The sequence below is a fragment of the Citrobacter sp. TBCS-14 genome (assembly GCF_005280805.1).
Lineage (GTDB): Bacteria > Pseudomonadota > Gammaproteobacteria > Enterobacterales > Enterobacteriaceae > Citrobacter > Citrobacter gillenii.
This window is the reverse complement of record NZ_SZWM01000141.1, coordinates 100,235-119,093: the sequence shown is the minus strand read 5'-3', so window position 1 is coordinate 119,093 and position 18,859 is coordinate 100,235. Positions and strand designations below refer to the sequence as shown.

Annotated in this window: 18 protein-coding genes; 9 read left to right on the top strand and 9 right to left on the bottom strand. The window is 51.2% G+C overall.

Annotated elements, in window-relative coordinates:
• Positions 1-23 precede the first annotated feature (23 nt).
• From FDX22_RS02990 to yfcG, 4 genes are all read right to left on the bottom strand, one after another.
• Entirely contained in the window at positions 24-542 is a 519-nt protein-coding gene (locus tag FDX22_RS02990) for a GNAT family N-acetyltransferase (RefSeq protein ID WP_146716688.1), read from the bottom strand.
• Positions 543-612: 70 nt separating this feature from the next.
• Positions 613-1,506, bottom strand: a complete 894-nt coding sequence (locus FDX22_RS02985; protein WP_096756357.1) for a TIGR01777 family oxidoreductase — start codon at positions 1,504-1,506, stop codon at positions 613-615.
• Between the two features lie 19 nt (positions 1,507-1,525).
• Positions 1,526-1,888: a dihydroneopterin triphosphate 2'-epimerase gene (gene folX, locus FDX22_RS02980; protein ID WP_096756358.1), complete on the bottom strand. Its 363-nt coding sequence runs from the start codon at positions 1,886-1,888 to the stop codon at positions 1,526-1,528.
• Positions 1,889-1,942: 54 nt separating this feature from the next.
• Positions 1,943-2,578 (bottom strand): GSH-dependent disulfide bond oxidoreductase, encoded by a 636-nt coding sequence (gene yfcG, locus FDX22_RS02975; RefSeq protein WP_146716709.1) that lies wholly within the window; start codon positions 2,576-2,578, stop codon positions 1,943-1,945.
• A gap of 134 nt (positions 2,579-2,712) precedes the next feature.
• On the opposite strand from yfcG, the gene yfcF reads away from it, so the two are divergent.
• Genes yfcF through yfcD form a run of 3 tightly spaced genes read left to right on the top strand, consistent with a single transcriptional unit; the run spans position 2,713 to position 4,575 of the window.
• The gene (gene yfcF, locus FDX22_RS02970) at positions 2,713-3,357 is read left to right on the top strand and encodes a glutathione transferase (protein ID WP_146716687.1); all 645 of its coding nucleotides are present in this window, start codon (positions 2,713-2,715) and stop codon (positions 3,355-3,357) included.
• A 55-nt stretch (positions 3,358-3,412) separates the two neighbouring features.
• The gene (gene yfcE, locus FDX22_RS02965; protein ID WP_137399793.1) at positions 3,413-3,964 is read left to right on the top strand and encodes a phosphodiesterase; all 552 of its coding nucleotides are present in this window, start codon (positions 3,413-3,415) and stop codon (positions 3,962-3,964) included.
• 56 nt (positions 3,965-4,020) lie between these two features.
• Entirely contained in the window at positions 4,021-4,575 is a 555-nt protein-coding gene (gene yfcD / locus FDX22_RS02960) for an NUDIX hydrolase YfcD (RefSeq protein ID WP_096756361.1), read from the top strand.
• 81 nt (positions 4,576-4,656) lie between these two features.
• Here the strand turns inward: yfcD and yfcC are convergent, their stop codons facing one another.
• From yfcC to ackA, 3 genes are all read right to left on the bottom strand, one after another.
• Positions 4,657-6,177, bottom strand: a complete 1,521-nt coding sequence (gene yfcC / locus FDX22_RS02955; RefSeq protein WP_117343405.1) for a putative basic amino acid antiporter YfcC — start codon at positions 6,175-6,177, stop codon at positions 4,657-4,659.
• Positions 6,178-6,391: 214 nt separating this feature from the next.
• On the bottom strand, positions 6,392-8,536 hold the full coding sequence (gene pta, locus FDX22_RS02950) for a phosphate acetyltransferase (RefSeq protein WP_096756363.1): 2,145 nt from the start codon (positions 8,534-8,536) through the stop codon (positions 6,392-6,394).
• Positions 8,537-8,611: 75 nt separating this feature from the next.
• Positions 8,612-9,814 (bottom strand): acetate kinase, encoded by a 1,203-nt coding sequence (gene ackA / locus FDX22_RS02945; RefSeq protein WP_115257905.1) that lies wholly within the window; start codon positions 9,812-9,814, stop codon positions 8,612-8,614.
• Positions 9,815-10,154: 340 nt separating this feature from the next.
• On the opposite strand from ackA, the gene yfbV reads away from it, so the two are divergent.
• The 4 genes from yfbV (at position 10,155) to FDX22_RS02925 (ending at position 13,768) form a co-directional block, all read left to right on the top strand.
• Positions 10,155-10,610, top strand: a complete 456-nt coding sequence (yfbV, locus tag FDX22_RS02940; protein WP_045445597.1) for a terminus macrodomain insulation protein YfbV — start codon at positions 10,155-10,157, stop codon at positions 10,608-10,610.
• Positions 10,611-10,693: 83 nt separating this feature from the next.
• On the top strand, positions 10,694-11,188 hold the full coding sequence (locus FDX22_RS02935) for a YfbU family protein (RefSeq protein ID WP_096756365.1): 495 nt from the start codon (positions 10,694-10,696) through the stop codon (positions 11,186-11,188).
• Positions 11,181-11,858, top strand: coding sequence for a sugar phosphatase (locus FDX22_RS02930; RefSeq protein ID WP_117343406.1), 678 nt, complete (start codon positions 11,181-11,183; stop codon positions 11,856-11,858). The genes FDX22_RS02935 and FDX22_RS02930 overlap by 8 nt, the downstream gene beginning before the upstream one ends.
• 77 nt (positions 11,859-11,935) lie before the next feature.
• Positions 11,936-13,768, top strand: a complete 1,833-nt coding sequence (locus FDX22_RS02925) for an SLC13 family permease (protein ID WP_135911680.1) — start codon at positions 11,936-11,938, stop codon at positions 13,766-13,768.
• Between the two features lie 120 nt (positions 13,769-13,888).
• Here the strand turns inward: FDX22_RS02925 and yfbR are convergent, their stop codons facing one another.
• The gene (gene yfbR, locus FDX22_RS02920) at positions 13,889-14,488 is read right to left on the bottom strand and encodes a 5'-deoxynucleotidase (protein WP_115257908.1); all 600 of its coding nucleotides are present in this window, start codon (positions 14,486-14,488) and stop codon (positions 13,889-13,891) included.
• A gap of 207 nt (positions 14,489-14,695) precedes the next feature.
• Positions 14,696-15,913: an alanine transaminase AlaA gene (alaA, locus tag FDX22_RS02915; RefSeq protein WP_096756369.1), complete on the bottom strand. Its 1,218-nt coding sequence runs from the start codon at positions 15,911-15,913 to the stop codon at positions 14,696-14,698.
• 924 nt (positions 15,914-16,837) lie between these two features.
• Here alaA and lrhA point away from each other — a divergent pair.
• Both lrhA and nuoA read left to right on the top strand, forming a co-directional pair.
• Positions 16,838-17,776, top strand: a complete 939-nt coding sequence (gene lrhA, locus FDX22_RS02910; RefSeq protein ID WP_117343408.1) for a transcriptional regulator LrhA — start codon at positions 16,838-16,840, stop codon at positions 17,774-17,776.
• 626 nt (positions 17,777-18,402) lie between these two features.
• Complete coding sequence (gene nuoA / locus FDX22_RS02905; RefSeq protein WP_003028077.1) at positions 18,403-18,846, top strand: NADH-quinone oxidoreductase subunit NuoA; 444 nt, start codon at positions 18,403-18,405, stop codon at positions 18,844-18,846.
• Positions 18,847-18,859: the final 13 nt, after the last annotated feature.

Here is an 18,859-nt window from a genome sequence, read left to right as displayed (position 1 = left end):
TTGCCCGGTGGCGTTTTTGTTGCTTACCGGGCCTTCGACTTCCCGCACTCCAGACGATAACCCCAGTCGTCATAATGCACACCATTCACTTCATAGGCTTGCTCGAGCACCTGTGTGCGCACAAAGCCGGTCTTTTCCAGTATGCGTACCGAGCCTTTGTTGTCCGCCAGCACCCACGCGTTTATCGCCGTTACGCCAGCGTGTTCAAAGGCATAGTCGCACACAGCGCGTACCGCTTCACTGGCAATCCCTTTTCCCTGAGCGCGTGAAATAATGCAATAGCCAATATCAGCTTCTTGCGGAAAGTGATGACTAATCTGCAAGCCAATATCACCGAGCGGAGTCGCGTCATGATGTTGGCGGATGACAAACGTATGGGGTGCATTAAGACGCCGGGCGAACAGCAGGCGTGTTTCTTTTACCGGGGAGATAGTGCCCATAAAGCGCATGATGTCCGGGTTTTCGCGTAGTCGCAGGAAAAACGGCCAGTCAGTCGGTTGAAACGGGGAGAGGATAAGTCGCGGGGTGGTAATTATCGCCATAAATTCGCCATTACAGAAGTCAGGCTTATAACCTTACCACCGTAATGGCGACAGTGAACAGTCTTCGCGCTTATCGAATGACGTCGGCCAGTGCTTCCTCTAAATCATACCAGCGAAACGCAAAACCAGACGCTTCCAGCCGCTTAGGTAATGCGCGCTGACCGCCGAGAACCAGCACCGAGGATTCCCCCATCAGCAAGCGCATTGCGGTTGCGGGAACGCGTAAGACAGCAGGGCGATTCAGCGCATGGCCCAGCGCATGGGCAAATTGCTCATTACGCACCGGGTACGGCGAGACCATATTGAACGGGCCACGCAAATCGTTATCCAGCAGCCAGATGATCGCATTGACCATATCATCAATATGGATCCAGGCCAGATACTGACGTCCGTTACCGATGGGGCCGCCCAGACCAAGGCGAAACGGCGGAACCATTTTTCCGAGGATACCGCCCGCAGGTGCCAGTACGACACCGGTACGCAGCAGGCATACGCGCGTGTTATCGCTTTGCGCGCCGCAGGCAATTTGCTCCCACCGGGCGCAGAGCTTATGGGTAAATTCATTGTGCGGCGGTTCTTCTTCCGTGACGACGACTTCACCTAAGTCACCGTAGTATCCGGCAGCCGAACCTGAGATCAACGCCGTCGGTGGCGTATCGCTGGCGTTGATTAAATCGACCAGTTTCTGGGTGATACCCCAGCGACTTTGGCACAAACGCTCCTTTTGCTCAGCCGTCCAGCGCTTATCGGCGATGGGCTCTCCGGCAAGGTTAACAATCGCGTCGATGCCATTGAGGTTGGGCCTGTCCTCCAGCCCTTTCCACAGCGTAACCCGGGAGTCCAGAATCTGACGGGCCTTATCAGGGGTACGTGTTACAACGCTTATCTGATGCCCCAATTCCAGCAAGCGGGGGATCAGATGGCGTCCAATCAGGCCAGTACCACCGGTAATCAGAATCTGCATATTGCCTCCCGGATAACGATTAGCGCTGCCAGCTCAGCGTCATGGACACGGAGTCGGCGTAACGCAATGCGTGAAGTTTATCGATCTCTACTTCAGCATAAGTGACCCAGTGATGTTCGCGTGCGATATCGAGCACATCTTGGGTTAATTTTTCTAACAATGAGAAGCGGTTACTCTCTACGTGCGAAATAATGCTCTTGGTAATGGTGCGATAATTCAACGCATCGTTGATATCTTCGCTGGCGCGGGCTTTGTCTGCCGGGTAGTGGATGGCGATGTTAATGACGATATCCTGACGGTTCAGGATCTCCTCTTCTTTGATGCCAATAAACGTGCGCAGACGAAGGTTTTTTATACGAATAATTGCGTCAGGTTGTGACATTGCAGGTTTCCTCCATGTATGAACCTCTTAATGATACACGAGAATCGAATCGCGTTACCGGTTCTCACTCGGCGCGTGCTGCATCGCACGTTCCGTGGCGGGACGGGTACGAATGCGTTCGTACCAGTTATTAACCGCCGGATAGGTATCGAGGTCGATACGCTGACGCTGATGAGCATGAATCCACGGCCAGCAAGCAATATCCGCAATGCTGTAGTGATCGCCACCTAACCAGGGGGACATTTCCAGACGTTTGTTCATCACGTTGTACAGACGCTGAGTTTCAACCTGATAGCGCTCAATGGCGTAAGGGATGGTTTGGGGGGCAAAATGATTAAAATGATGATTCTGGCCCAACATGGGACCCAGACCGCTCACCTGCCAGAACAGCCACTGCAACGTGGTGTGGCGTTCGCGTAATTCACCGCTGAGCAGCTTGCCGCTCTTCTCCGCCAGATACAGCAAAATTTCACCCGATTCAAACAGGCTGAGCGGCTTACCGCCGTCCTCCGGGGCGTTATCGATAATGGCCGGGATTTTATTGTTCGGCGAGATCTGCAGAAAATCCGGATGAAATTGATTCCCTTTGCTGATATCGACAGGAATCAGACGGTATTTCAACTGCGCCTCTTCGAGAAACAGCGTGATTTTGTGACCGTTGGGCGTTGGTGTGTAGTAGAGGTCGATCATTTTCAGCGTCCGTTGAGTGATGAACCGGGTCATGACAAGTATAGAGCCTGTTGGCGTGCGTGAGTTTTCATCAAGTGACAGGGTGAGAAAGACTCTATATTTTGAAAGCTAGCCAATCCAATCCCGAGGTCATTATGAGCAAACCTGCAATTACGCTGTGGTCAGATGCCAACTTTTTCTCCCCCTATGTGTTGTCCGTTTACGTTGCGCTACAGGAGAAAGGGCTGCCTTTTACGCTGAAAACCGTTGATCTCAGTGCGGGCGAGCATTTACAACCCATCTGGCAAGGATATGCGCTGACGCGTCGCGTCCCGGTTCTTGAGATTGACGGTTTTGAATTGAGCGAATCATCGGCGATTGCCGAGTTCCTGGAAGAGACCTTCTCGCCGCCGCAGTGGGAACGCATCTATCCGCATGATGTGCAAAAACGCGCGCGTGCCCGCCAGGTTCAGGCGTGGATCCGCAGCGACCTGATGCCTATTCGTGAAGAACGTTCCACGGACGTTGTGTTTGCCGGGGTGAAGAAAGCGCCGTTGAGTGAAGCGGGTAAAGCCAGCGCAGAAAAATTGTTCGCCACGGCGGGAAGTTTGCTTGCTCATGGGAAACAAAATTTATTTGGCGAATGGTGTATCGCAGATTGTGATTTAGCGCTAATGCTTAATCGTCTGGTGCTAAACGGAGATGACGTTCCACAGGCGTTAGCAGACTACGCCACCTTCCAGTGGCAGCGGGCTTCGGTACAACGTTTTATCGCGCTTTCAGCGAAGCGTTCCTGCTGATAATCGAGCGATAATCCAGTATCATTAAACGGTATTATACGACGAGGAGTGAGTGATGAAGCTGATGTTCGCATCGGACATTCATGGGTCGTTGCCAGCCACGGAGCGCGTACTTGAACTGTTTGCCCAAAGCGGGGCGCGATGGCTGGTGATATTGGGTGATATTTTAAACCACGGACCGCGTAATGCGCTGCCACAAGGTTATGCACCTGCGCAGGTTGCTGACCGCTTGAACGCGCTGGCGTCACGTATTATTGCGGTACGTGGTAATTGCGATAGCGAAGTGGATCAGATGCTCCTGCATTTTCCAATAACTGCGCCATGGCAGCAGGTTCTGATGGATAATCAGCGGCTCTTTTTGACGCATGGGCATCTTTATGGCCCGGAAAACCTCCCGGTGCTGAATGCGGGTGATGTGCTGATTTATGGGCATACGCATCTGCCGGTTGCCGAGAAGCGTGGTGATATTTACCACTTTAACCCCGGCTCGGTCAGTATTCCGAAAGGGGGTTTTACGGCAAGTTACGGGATTCTGGATGATAATGTTCTCAGCGTAATGGCACTCAATGATCAAAGTATCATTGCGCAGATCGAGATTAATCCGTAAGTTACCCCACAAACGTAAACGCGCCGTAAGAGCGCTAGAAAAAAGAAGGTTTCCTGATGGTGGAACAGCATCGTTTGGCAAGTACGGAATGGGTGGATATTGTGAATGAAGACAATGAAGTCATCGCACAGTCCAGCCGTGAACAAATGCGGGCGCAGCGCTTACGTCATCGCGCAACGTATATCGTCGTGCATGATGGTATGGGCAAAATTCTGGTTCAGCGTCGTACCGAGACAAAAGATTTTTTGCCCGGCATGCTGGACGCTACCGCGGGTGGTGTTGTTCAGGCTGATGAGCAAATGCTTGAATCTGCCCGCCGTGAAGCGGAAGAAGAGTTGGGCATTGCAGGCGTACCGTTTGCTGAACACGGTCAGTTTTATTTTGAGGACCAACACTGTCGCGTATGGGGAGGGCTGTTTAGCTGCGTATCCCACGGGCCGTTCGCGCTGCAGGAAGAAGAAATTAGCGAAGTCTGCTGGCTAACGCCGGAAGAAATTACCGCGCGCTGTGATGAGTTCACACCGGACTCGCTGAAAGCGCTGGCGCTGTGGATGACCCGCAACGCCAAGAATGAAGGGGCGAAAGCCGAAAAACAGGAAGAGGCGGAGTAAACACCGCTTATCCAGCCTACCCAGTAATGCAATCGGGTAGGCCGGGTGACACGCTTTGACATCGCCAACCGGCGTTGTGAATTAGTGATACCCCATTATCTGCGCACCAATCACCACCACGCTGGACATAATAAACAGCAGGCCCAGCAGTGTGGCACCTACCTTCAGCCAGTTACGGAAGTCCACCCGGCAAACGCCTAACGTCGCCATTAATGATGCTGATGTTGGATAGATAATGTGGCTGAATCCGTCACCAAACTGGAAGGCCAGCACGGTCACCTGACGGTTTACGCCGACCAGATCGCCCAGAGGCGCTAACAGTGGCATAGTGAGCGCTGCCTGACCCGAACCGGAAGTGACGAAGAAATTAAATACCGCCTGGAACAGCAGCATAAACCACGCCGCAATGGCATTGTCCAGGCCGCTAATGCCGTTGGCAATGCTGTGCAGCAGGGTATTCAGCACACTCGCATCGCCTGCCTCACCATTACCAACCAGCAGTAATATCCCCTTGGCAAAACCGACCAGCAGGGCCGGGGCAATCATCATGCGTGCCCCCTCAGTGAATGAAGAAGCCATGATGTTAACCGTCATTCCGTTGAGCCGGAAGACAACGCCGATAATGCCAATCACCAGACCCATAGTGAAAAACTGGCTGGCGATTTCAGGAATGAACCATGCGTTGACGATAACGCCCCAGACAACCCAGATCATTACCGCAGTGAGGACGATCAGTACCAGCCAGTCACCCAGCGTGAAGCGTCGCTCTACCACCTCGTCCTGCTGTTCGCGGAAAAAACGGTCTGATTCATGAACGCGGGATAGCAGGGGGTTTTTCTTGATGCGTGTTGCGTAGGCCAGCGTAAAAGTCAGGCCAATCATTGTGGCAACGACCCACACCACGATACGTAAACCAGAGCCGGAGAGTACCGGGACGCCTGCAATGCCCTGTGCGACAACCACACAGAACGGGTTCATCCATGAACTGGCAAAGCCGATTTGGGTGGCAATGTAGGTCACCAGCACGGTGGTAATACTGTCGTAACCTAAGCGCACCATGAGTGGGGCGATGATAATGGCAAAGGCGACCGCCTCTTCTCCCATACCAAAGACCGCGCCACCCAATGAGAAGAGGATAAACAGCACCGGGATGAACAAGACCTCGTTACCCCGGGTATGGCGGATGAGCGCCAGGATGCCGTTATCAATGGTTCCGGTGCGCATAACAATGCCAAACGCGCCGCCGATCACCAGCATAAACATAATGATGCCAACGGCAGTACCGAATTTAGAGCCGGAGGTTAACCCTTCGAACGGAAAATTCATCAGCCCGGGACTTTCATCGCCGGTGGTGAAAAATTTCACCCGGTGATACTGCTCTTCGCCGGCATCGTTGGTCAGAATGCGAAAAGAGTGGGGATCGACCACTTTACGGGTTTTGGTTTGCCCATCAACCTGGTACTGCACTTCTTGACTGTCGAACATGCCGACGGGAACAACCCAGGTGGCCAGGCTGGTTAAAATAGCGACGAAAAAAATAATCACCAGCGTATCGGGCATAGCCCATTTTTTCGCGGATTGTGATTCTGTAACTGCAGACATGACAGACTATCCCTGTTGCAAAGCAAAGAGACTAAGTATGAGAAGAGAAGAATAGTTATTCATTGATGCAGCGCAGCTAAGCAAAATTTTCAGAATTTGCGACTGCAATTGCGGAGATAAAAAAGCCGGAAATATCAGCTATTTCCGGCTTTTATGAGCATGATGTGTAGGCCGGATAAGGCGCTTAGCGCCACTATCCGACACACGCAGCAAATTACTGCTGTTGCTGGGAAGACTGGATCGCGGTCAGTGCGATGGTGTAGACGATATCGTCTACCAGCGCGCCACGAGACAGATCGTTCACCGGCTTGCGCATACCCTGCAGCATCGGCCCGATGGAGATCAGGTCGGCAGAACGCTGTACCGCTTTGTAGGTGGTGTTACCGGTGTTCAGATCCGGGAAGATGAACACGGTAGCGCGACCTGCAACCGGAGAGTTCGGCGCTTTAGATTTCGCAACGTCAGCCATAACAGCGGCGTCGTACTGCAGCGGACCGTCGATCATCAGGTCTGGACGTTTTTCCTGAGCCAGACGCGTTGCTTCGCGGACTTTCTCAACGTCGCTACCTGCACCAGAGGTGCCGGTAGAGTAGGAGAGCATCGCTACGCGAGGTTCAATACCGAAGGCCGTTGCGGAGTCTGCGGACTGGATGGCGATTTCTGCCAGCTGTTCTGCAGTCGGATCCGGGTTGATCGCGCAGTCGCCGTAAACGTAAACCTGATCCGGCAGCAGCATGAAGAACACAGAAGACACCAGAGAGCTGCCCGGTGCAGTTTTGATCAGCTGCAGCGGTGGGCGAATGGTGTTTGCGGTGGTGTGAACAGCACCGGAAACCAGGCCGTCAACGTCGTCCTGCTCCAGCATCAGGGTACCGAGAACCACGTTGTCTTCCAGCTGTTCGCGGGCAACGGTTTCAGTCATACCTTTGTTTTTACGCAGTTCGACCAGGCGGGCCACGTAGCTTTCGCGAACCACATCCGGGTCAACGATTTCTACGCCTGCGCCCAGTTCAACGCCCTGAGACGCTGCAACACGGGTGATTTCATCCGGGTTACCCAGCAGTACGCAGGTCGCGATACCACGTTCAGCACAGATAGCTGCCGCTTTAACAGTACGCGGTTCGTCGCCTTCTGGCAGAACTACGCGTTTGCCTGCTTTACGCGCCAGCTCAGTCAGCTGGTAGCGGAACGCTGGCGGAGACAGACGACGGCTGCGCTCAGAGGTCGCAGTCAGGGATTCAACCCAGTCAGCGTTGATGTAGTTAGCAACGTATTCCTGAACTTTCTCAATGCGCTCGTGATCGTCAACCGGGACTTCCAGGTTGAAGCTCTGCAGGCTCAGGGAGGTCTGCCAGGTGTTGGTGTTTACCATGAATACCGGCAGACCGGTTTCGAATGCACGTTCGCACAGTTTTGTAATGCGCGCGTCCATTTCGTAACCGCCAGTCAGCAGCAGAGCACCGATTTCTACGCCGTTCATTGCCGCCAGGCATGCTGCAACCAGCACGTCAGGACGATCGGCAGAGGTCACCAGCAGAGAACCGGCACGGAAATGCTCGAGCATGTGCGGAATGCTGCGTGCGCAGAAAGTCACAGACTTCACGCGACGGGTATTGATATCGCCTTCGTTAACGATGGTGGCGTTCAGGTGACGCGCCATATCGATTGCACGAGTGGCGATCAGATCAAAGCTCCACGGCACCGCGCCCAGAACCGGCAGCGGGCTGGATTCTTGCAGTTTAGCCGGGTCAACTTTAACCACTTTCGCTTTGGAGGAGTCGTCAAAAATTTCGGACAGATCCGGGCGAGTACGGCCCTGCTCATCAACCGGTGCGTTCAGTTTGTTAACGATAACGCCGGTGATGTTGGTATTTTTAGCGCCGCCGAAGCTGCTGCGAGTCAGTTCAATACGCTCGTTCAGCTGTTCCGGGGTGTCAGTGCCCTGAGACATTACGAAGACGATTTCCGCATTCAGCGTTTTCGCAATTTCGTAGTTCAGAGACTGAGCGAACTGGTGCTTACGGGTTGGGACCAGGCCTTCAACCAGCACCACTTCAGCATTTTTGGTGTTCGCGTGATAGTTTGCGATGATCTCTTCCATCAGCACATCTTTCTGATTGCTGGAGAGCAGAGACTCAACGTGGCTCATCTTCAGCGGCTCAGCGGCTGGCAGAGACGAGTTCGCACGGACAATCGCAGTAGTCTGGTCTGGCGCATCGCCACCGGCACGCGGTTGAGCGATCGGCTTAAAGACGCTCAGACTTACGCCTTTACGTTCCATTGCACGGATCACGCCAAGGCTGACGCTGGTCAGACCGACGCTGGTTCCGGTAGGGATCAGCATAATAATACGGGACACGGTTTATCCTCTTTCGTTACCGTCGATTTCGACGGGTTACAAAACAGCACCGCCAGCTAGGCTGGCGGTGTGAAATCAGGCAGTCAGACGGCTCGCGTCTTGCGCGATAACCAGTTCTTCGTTGGTTGGGATAACCACCGCAGGACGGGTACCTTCTTTGTTGATGAAACCAGATTTGCCGAAACGTGCGGCCAGGTTACGTTCGTGGTCAACGTCAAAGCCCAGAACGCCCAGTTTGCCCAGGGACAGTTCACGAACCATCGCGGCGTTTTCACCGATACCACCGGTGAAGACGACGGCGTCCAGACGACCGTCCATCAGTGCAGTGTAAGAACCGATGTATTTCGCCAGACGGTGACAGTAAACGTCCATTGCACGTTTAGCGTCTTCTTTGGTCTCGTAGTTGTCTTCAACATAGCGGCAGTCGCTGGTGACTTCGGTCAGGCCCAGCAGGCCAGACTCTTTGGTCAGCATTTTGTTGATTTGGTCAACGCTCATGCCCAGGGTGTCGTGCAGGTGGAAGATAATCGCCGGGTCGATGTCACCGGAACGCGTACCCATCACCAGACCTTCCAGCGGGGTCAGACCCATTGAGGTATCAACACATTTACCGTTACGGATAGCAGACACAGAACCACCGTTGCCCAGGTGGCAAGTGATGATGTTCAGTTCATCAACCGGTTTGTTCAGCATTTTTGCCGCTTCTTGAGTGACGAAGAAGTGGCTGGTGCCGTGTGCGCCATAGCGACGAACACCGTGCTCTCTGTACAGGCTGTACGGCAGAGCGTAGAGGTAAGACTCTTCCGGCATAGTCTGATGGAACGCGGTGTCAAACACGGCCACGTTTTTGTCTTTCAGATTAGGGAAAGATTTCAGTGCTTCTGCAATACCGATCAGGTGAGCCGGGTTGTGCAGCGGTGCGAAAGAGGCAGAATCTTTGATGCCCTGAATAACGGAGTCATCGATAACCACGGAGCTGGTATACTTCTCGCCGCCGTGTACGATACGGTGACCAATCGCAGTCAATTGCGCGGACAATTCCGGTTTTTGTGCCAGAATAGTGTTAACGATGAAGTTCAGCGCTTCACTGTGAGCGGCGCCTGCACCTAAAGCCGCTTCTTGTTTACCGCCGTCCATTTTCCACTTGATACGTGCTTCTGGAAGATGGAAACATTCGGCTAAACCAGAAAGGTATTCTTCACCGTTTACTGCATCGATGATGGCAAATTTCAGTGAGGAGCTACCGCAGTTCAGAACCAGTACTAACTTACTCGACATGGAAGTACCTATTTATGGATACGTGGCTAAAAAAACGTCATGGAGTCAAAGAGCGTAGCGCATGATGACACCGACGTTTATGATTAACATCATGCGCCGTTGTCTTTTTGGGCATGATGGAATAAATACCTTTGAGTCTATGTCATTTTGCGTATTTTTCAGCCAATGGCATACTGTATGCCAATTTGACGACTCAATGATTTTGGACTAAAGGCCTTACAGGCCGACACAGGATACCTGATTGTGGGTATCGAAGACAAAATGTTTTGAACGATGTCCCTTGCAGTTGTTGTTTTGCACAAATTTTTTAAATTTTATATGTGAAGTTGAGGTAACCGCCATGTCGACACCGGATAATCGCTCCGTAAATTTTTTCAGTTTGTTTCGCCGGGGGCAGCACTACGCTAAGACGTGGCCGATGGAAAAGCGCCTGGCGCCCGTATTTGTTGAGAATCGCGTAATCCGCATGACGCGTTACGCGACCCGTTTTATGCCGCCGATTGCCGTCTTTACCCTGTGCTGGCAAATCGCGCTGGGTGGGCAACTGGGACCGGCCGTAGCGACCGCGCTGTTTGCGCTCAGCCTGCCAATGCAGGGCATGTGGTGGTTAGGTAAACGTTCCGTTACGCCGTTGCCGCCCTCGATTCTCAACTGGTTCTATGAAGTCCGGGGTAAATTACAAGAGGCCGGCCAGGCACTAGCTCCGGTGGAAGGGAAGCCTGATTATCAAGCGCTAGCTGACACGCTTAAGCGCGCCTTCAAACAACTGGATAAAACTTTTCTCGATGATTTGTAATTGACCCCTGATTACGCATATAAAAGAAGGCATAAGATGCCTTCTTTTTTTTCATCGCAGCAGTAGTGATACAGGAGTCCCAAATGGAAATGACCAACGCTCAACGTCTCATTTTATCTAACCAGTACAAAATGATGACTATGCTCGATCCAACCAACGCCGAGCGTTATCGTCGTTTACAGACGATTATTGAACGCGGTTATGGCTTGCAGATGCGCGAGCTCGATCGTGAGTTTGGTGAGCTGACAGAAGAAACCTGCCGCACCATTATCGATATCATGGAGATGTATCACGCATTACACGTTTCATGGACTAACCTTAAAGACGCCCAGTCCATTGATGAGCGCCGCGTCACATTTTTGGGCTTTGATGCCGCAACGGAAGCGCGCTTCCTCGGATACGTGCGTTTTATGGTCAATGTGGAAGGGCGTTATACCCACTTTGATGCCGGTACGCATGGCTTTAACGCCCAGACGCCGATGTGGGAAAAATATCAGCGTATGTTGAGTGTCTGGCATTCTTGCCCGCGTCAGTACCACCTGAGCGCGAATGAAATTAACCAAATCATTAATGCCTGAGGGGGCGAGCGTGCAGTGCAAAGGCTTTCTGTTTGATCTGGATGGTACGCTGGTCGATTCCTTACCTGCGGTAGAACGTGCATGGTGCAACTGGGCCGATCGTTTTGGGCTTGACCACGATGAGGTGCTGGGCTTTATTCACGGTAAGCAGGCGATTACCTCCTTGCGACACTTTATGGTGGGTAAGTCAGAGGCAGATATTGCCGCAGAATTTACGCGCCTGGAGCAAATAGAGGCAACGGAGACCGCAGGCATCACCGCACTGCCAGGAGCGGTGGATTTACTCAATCACCTCAATAAAGCCGGGATCCCCTGGGCGATCGTCACGTCGGGATCCATGCCGGTGGCGCGGGCGCGCCATCGTGTTGCGGGTCTGCCTGCTCCGGAAGTGTTTGTCACTGCCGAGCGGGTAAAAAGAGGTAAGCCAGAGCCTGACGCCTATCTGTTAGGCGCGCAACTGCTGGGTCTTGCGCCGCGTGAATGTGCCGTTGTTGAGGATGCGCCAGCCGGGGTGCTCTCTGGTCTGGCGGCAGGGTGTCATGTCATCGCTGTGAACGCGCCGGCGGATACGCCGCGTCTGGATGAGGTCGATTTTGCGCTGACCAGTCTGGAGCATATTTCCGTGACTAAACAACCCAACGGAAATGTGGTCGTTGTAAGAAATACCTGAACATGATTTAGCCCCAGATTGTTGGGGCTTTTTTATGGCAGAATCGGTCCATCCCTCTCATTTAACAAGGATATGTTGTGAACGGTGAATTGATCTGGGTTCTCTCATTGCTGGCAGTTGCCGTGGTCTTGTTTGCGACGGGCAGAGTGCGTATGGATGCGGTCGCTTTGCTGGTCATTATTGCTTTTGTTTTGAGTGGAACGCTGAGCATTTCTGAGGCCTTCTCCGGTTTCAGCGATCCTAACGTTATTTTGATAGCCGCTCTGTTTATTATTGGCGACGGCCTGGTGCGCACCGGGGTGGCGACCGTGATGGGGGCCTGGCTGGTGAAGGTCGCCGGCAGCAGCGAGGTTAAAATGCTGGTGCTGCTGATGATAACCGTCGCCGGACTCGGCGCGTTCATGAGTTCTACCGGCGTTGTCGCTATCTTTATCCCGGTTGTCTTAAGCGTCTCCATGCGCATGCAAACCTCACCTTCACGCTTGATGATGCCGCTCAGCTTTGCCGGATTGATCAGCGGCATGATGACGCTGGTGGCAACGCCGCCTAACCTGGTCGTCAACAGTGAACTCCTGCGCGAAGGGCTTAACGGTTTCAGCTTCTTTAGCGTGACGCCGCTGGGTCTGGTGGTGCTGGTGCTCGGCATTATTTATATGCTGCTGATGCGCTTTATGCTGAAGGGCGATGATGCCGGTCAGCAGGGCGATGTCTGGAAGCGCCGGACTTTTCGCGATTTGATCAAAGAATATCGCCTTACGGGACGCGCGCGCCGACTGGCTATTCGCCCCGGCTCACCGATGATTGGTCAACGTCTGGATGATTTAAAACTGCGTGAACGCTACGGGGCGAACGTCATTGGCGTTGAGCGCTGGCGTCGTTTTCGCCGCGTCATTGTTGACGTGAACGGTGTTTCTGAGTTTCGTGCCCGTGATGTTTTGTTGATCGATATGTCTTCAGCCGATGTCGACCTGCGCGAATTTTGTAGCGAGCAGTTGTTGGAGCCGATGGTACTGCGCGGCGAATATTTCTCCGAGCAGGCGTTGGATGTGGGTATGGCGGAAATTTCGCTGATCCCGGAATCGGAATTGATCGGTAAAACGGTGCGGGAGATTGGATTTCGTACCCGCTATGGACTTAACGTTGTCGGATTAAAGCGTGATGGCGCGGCGCTAGCCGGGGCGGTCGTCAATGAGCCGCTGCTGATGGGCGATATTATTCTGGTCGTGGGTAACTGGAAACTGATCACCGCGTTGGGGAAAAAGGGACGCGATTTTGTGGTGTTGAATATGCCCGTTGAGGTCAGTGAAGCGTCTCCGGCGCACAGCCAGGCACCGCATGCGATTTTCTGCCTGGTCCTGATGGTTGCCCTGATGCTGACCGATGAAATCCCCAATACGGTTGCTGCGATTATCGCCTGCCTGCTGATGGGAAAATTCCGCTGTATTGACGCAGAAAGTGCGTATAAAGCCATTCACTGGCCGAGCATTATTTTAATTGTCGGAATGATGCCTTTTGCGCTGGCCCTGCAAAAAACCGGTGGCGTCGATCTGGTAGTGAAAGGCCTGATGGACGTGGGTGGGGGATACGGGCCGTACATGATGCTGGGCTGTCTGTTCGTACTGTGCGCCACCATCGGGTTATTTATTTCGAATACCGCGACGGCGGTGTTGATGGCGCCGATTGCACTGGCGGCAGCGAAGTCGATGGGCGTTTCACCGTATCCTTTTGCGATGGTCATTGCGATGGCGGCATCTGCAGCCTTTATGACGCCGGTATCGTCACCGGTTAACACGCTGGTACTGGGACCGGGTAACTACAGCTTCAGCGACTTCGTGAAGATTGGCGTGCCGTTTACACTGATTGTCATGGTGGTCTGTATTGTGATGATCCCGATGCTGTTTCCGTTCTAATGCTTCCCTGGTGTCGTTTCGCGGGTCTTGTAGGCCTGATAAGCGTAGCGCCATCAGGCATGATGCCGGATGGCGACGTAAACGTCTTATCCGGCCTACAAAGGCAACGTCTCCGCAAATTTACAATGGCGAGTCTTGGCTAATTTCATCCAGCGAGAGATGGAAACTCGGTACAAATACGTCTAAGAAATAGTCCATCTCTTCACTGCGACGCGATTCCAGCGTTTTTTCCAGCCGCGTTTTCGCAAGCAGAAACTCATTATTTCCGGCTGAAAGTTCCTCAAGGCACTTCAGATAGGCGCAAAGCGCATCGGCCTGTTTAACAATCGCGCGCTCTTCTTCGCTGCTGGCGTGTTCATCAATTAACGGCGCAAAAATATCGCGCAGTTCATCGGGTACCATGTCGACCAGTTTCTGCTGGGCAATTTTCTCAATGGCTTTATATTCCTGGGCGATTTGCGAGTTAAAGTATTTCACCGGGGTCGGGAGGTCACCGGTCAGCACTTCGGAGGCATCGTGGTACATCGCCAGCAGGGCAATGCGTTCCGCGTTAACCTGACCGCCGAACTTGCGGTTCTTGATTGCCGCCAGCGCATGCGCAACCATCGCGACTTGCAGACTGTGTTCAGATACGTTTTCGGTGCGCACGTTGCGCATCAGCGGCCAGCGGTTAATGAGTTTCAGACGGGAGAGGTGGGCAAAAAAATGGCTCTGCTTCATAACGACCCTTATATGATGGCAACCTAAGAGTCATTTTGCGCAGAGAAGGCTGTCAGATGCAAATACTTGTCATAATTCAAGTTGCATGCGCGTTGGCTTTCCTCATTCACCCCAGTCACTTACTTTTGTAAGCTTCTGGGGATTCATTGCGTCGCCGCCTTCCTGCAACTCGAATTATTTAGAGTATTATGGTTGCTGATTTTCGACTTACAGCTGGTGATAGCCAGACAGGAAGCGCTCAAATTTGCTTAGCGACATTTCGATATCGTCAATACGCGGCAGCGTCACGATACGGAAGTGATCCGGCCACGGCCAGTTGAAGGCTGTGCCCTGCACCAGCAGCACTTTTTCCTGTAACAGGAAGTCGAGCACCATTTTCTGGTCGTCATGAATATTGAAGCGTTTGGCGTCAATTTTCGGGAACATGTACAGTGCGCCGCGCGGCTTCACGCAAGAAACGCCGGGAATGTCGTTGAGTAATTCCCAGGCACGGTTGCGCTGTTCATACAGACGTCCGCCGGGCATGATGAATTCGCTAATGCTTTGGTATCCGCCCAGTGCGGTTTGAATAGCATGCTGTGCTGGAACGTTGGCGCATAAACGCATAGACGCTAGCATTTCCAGACCTTCAATATACCCTTTCGCGTGTTTCTTCGGTCCGTTCAGTACCATCCAGCCCTGACGGAAACCCGCAACACGGTACGTTTTTGACAGGCCGTTGAAGGTGATAGTCAGCAGGTCCGGTGCCAGCGGGGCAATAGAATGGTGCTCTGCGTCATCATAAAGAATTTTGTCGTAAATCTCGTCAGCAAAGATAATGAGATTATGCTGACGTGCAATTTCAACAATCTCCAGCAGAAGCTCTTTAGAATAGACTGCGCCGGTAGGGTTGTTGGGGTTGATAATAACAATCCCACGCGTGCGAGGGGTAATTTTGGCGCGAATATCGTCGAGGTCCGGGAACCAGTCAGAGGATTCATCACACAGGTAGTGCACAGCCTTACCGCTGGAAAGCGATACCGCCGCCGTCCACAGCGGATAGTCAGGCGCAGGTACCAGCATTTCGTCCCCGCTGTTCAGCAATGCCTGCATCGCCTGCACGATCAATTCGGAAACACCGTTGCCGATATAAATGTCTTCCACGGTAACATCGCGCATCCCACGTGCCTGATAATGCTGCATGATGGCTTTGCGGGCGGAATAAAGGCCTTTTGAGTCACAATACCCTTGCGCGGTAGGCAAATTACGGATCACATCAACCAGAATTTCATCCGGTGCTTCAAACCCGAATGGCGCTGGGTTGCCGATGTTTAGTTTCAGAACCTTATTGCCTTCTTCTTCCAGACGCTTTGCTTCTTTCAGAACCGGGCCACGAATGTCATAACAGACATTTTCTAATTTGCTGGATTTTTCAATAGGGGACATGAATCTTGACCTTTTAGCTGTGAATGCCACTCCCTGCCGTGGAAGTCAGCACAGAACAATGTACTCTTCCAACGGTGCATTTTGAAGGGTCTTTAGCAGAAGATTTTGATGAACTATGCAGTTATAATCAACCGTTAATGGCTGTTAAATCATTATAATTTAGAGTTTTATTCTTATTAATATATATTTCGTAGTTATCTGTTTTGATGTGATGCCAGTGTTGTGGTCGTTTATCTGGTAAGAAATAGTTATGTATCGGGCACGAAAGCAATCGTTCTCTGGGGTGAAAAGAAGAATTCGGAAATACGGAACACTTATCTCCACTGCCTGTTATCGGCATGATCGGTCAGCGCTACAGTGTGAATCTATTGTTAAGCATAATTAATGAATGGTGGAAATTTTAATTAATTATTATTTAATATTTAAACAGCGTTCATTGAATGCGTTAATAATACGAAAACGGCTAGTCTGACATAACGCCTTTGCGCATCAGATTATTCACGATAACACTTATAAATATAGTGGTTTTGGGTTAAGATAAGTCCCATGAAATGGTGTGTTGCGTATGTTCTTTGATAATTCTAATGCTGACACGTTGACCATAACATACTGAAAAATTAGATTTTAATGTGTAAATTGACGTCCATAAACTATTTTTTCATATTTACAAAATTTACATGTTTTCCATTAGTAAGAATCTGCCTGTAGCTAAAAAATGGCGCTTTCTCTTTGCTATATTCTGATGAGCCATGCGGCGCATTATATAGCGAAGTAAGAGGGTTGTTTCAGTTGTTACATCTAATACATCCTTATTTTCACTTAGTTACACTAAGTGAAACTACGAGGCAGGCACATTACAAATGGAATTTTTGTTTCTGAATGCACAGCATTAACCCGGAATGACCCGCGAGTAAGTGAAAATTTATGATAAATGCAAATCGTCCGATAATTAACCTCGATCTCGATCTGCTGAGAACGTTTGTTGCTGTTGCCGATCTGAATACTTTCGCGGCTGCGGCTGCTGCGGTATGTCGCACTCAGTCTGCGGTGAGCCAGCAAATGCAACGCCTCGAGCAACTTGTCGGGAAAGAGTTGTTCGCGCGCCATGGACGTAACAAACTGCTGACGGAACACGGTATCCAGCTGTTGGGTTACGCCAGAAAAATTCTGCGCTTCAATGATGAGGCTTGCTCATCATTAATGTTCAATAATCTTCAGGGTGTGTTAACTATTGGCGCCTCTGATGAATCCGCCGATACGATACTGCCGTTTTTGCTCAACCGCATCAGTTCGGTTTATCCGAAGCTTGCGCTGGATGTGAGGGTCAAGCGTAACGCCTTTATGGTGGATATGCTGAAGTCACAGGAAGTGGATTTGGTGGTGACCACCAACCGCCCTGGGGATTTCGAGTGCCTGAATCTGCGTACCTCTCCGACGCACTGGTATTGTGCGGCTGAATACATCCTGCAAAAAGGGGAACCGGTGCCGCTGGTCCTGCTGGACGATCCCAGCCCGTTTCGCGATATCGTGCTGTCTACGCTAAATGCTGCGCAGATCCCGTGGCGTTTGGCCTATGTGGCGTCAACATTGCCTGCGGTTCGCGCTGCAGTAAAAGCAGGATTGGGCGTCACTGCCCGTCCGGTAGAAATGATGAGTCCGGACTTGCGCGTGTTAGGTGCGGTGGATGGTTTGCCACCGTTGCCAGAAACCGAATACCTGCTGTGCTGCGATACCAGCACGCAAAACGAGTTAGCTCAGGTTATCTTTAAGTCGATGCAAACGTACCAAAACCCATGGCAATACAATCAGTTTACCCCTGAAGGGGGAGATGATTCGCTGATCGTTGAAGGTGACTTTGAGTAATGCGTCACAAATAATCGTTTTAAAATGTAAGTGCAAAAAAGAGCCACTAAAGATGAAATAACTTCCAGTGGCTCTTTTTTTATACAAAACAGGCAGTCTATAGCCTGTTTGTAAATGAAAAGTGAATAAAATCAGTAGGTAAAAGATTTTTGATTAAATTGAGCAAAAAATAAACAAAAGAAGGGCCTATTATTTTCATGTTAAAAAACTAGAGAAATTGTTGCTGTTTTTTATGATGGATTAACAAAAGCGTGTCACAGATCAAGAAAATACTCACATTTAGGGGGAGGCATCTGCACGAATTCCTGTCAAAATAGAGGTGTATTATCTTTTTTACTTCACTACGGACACGATTCAACAACATTAAAATTGGCTAATGACAGGACTGAAATGAGTCTAAATAGCACTTTATGTTAATGATACTGAATTGGTGTAAAATAATGTGAGGAAACTTTTGTTAAAGTTGACAAAAGGTTATAGAAAGGAGTAAAAAACCCCATCAATTGGCTGTATAAATGGTTTTCTACAGTGATTGTAAGGTTTTTTTTATTCCTCCCCATGAATCGATGTGGCGTTCATCTGCCGTAAAGAGCAGAGAATTTGGCGCTACTTTTGATGAGTAAGCAATGAGTATGTCAACATCCACTGAAATCATCGCTCATCACTGGGCATTCGCTATCTTTCTTATTGTTGCCATTGGCCTGTGCTGCCTGATGCTCGTCGGCGGCTGGTTTTTAGGGGGTCGCGCGCGCGCGAGATCTAAAAACGTGCCGTTTGAATCAGGTATCGACTCGGTCGGCACCGCCCGCTTGCGCCTGTCTGCCAAGTTTTACCTGGTAGCCATGTTCTTCGTTATCTTCGACGTTGAAGCGCTGTATCTTTTTGCATGGTCAACATCTATCCGTGAAAGCGGCTGGATTGGCTTTGTGGAAGCTGCAATTTTTATTTTTGTGTTACTGGCAGGTCTGGTTTATCTGGTGCGTATTGGCGCGCTGGACTGGACGCCCGCGCGTTCACGCCGCGAGCGTATGAACCCGGAAACGAACAGTATCGCTAATCGTCAACGCTAACCGCGAGGCATTA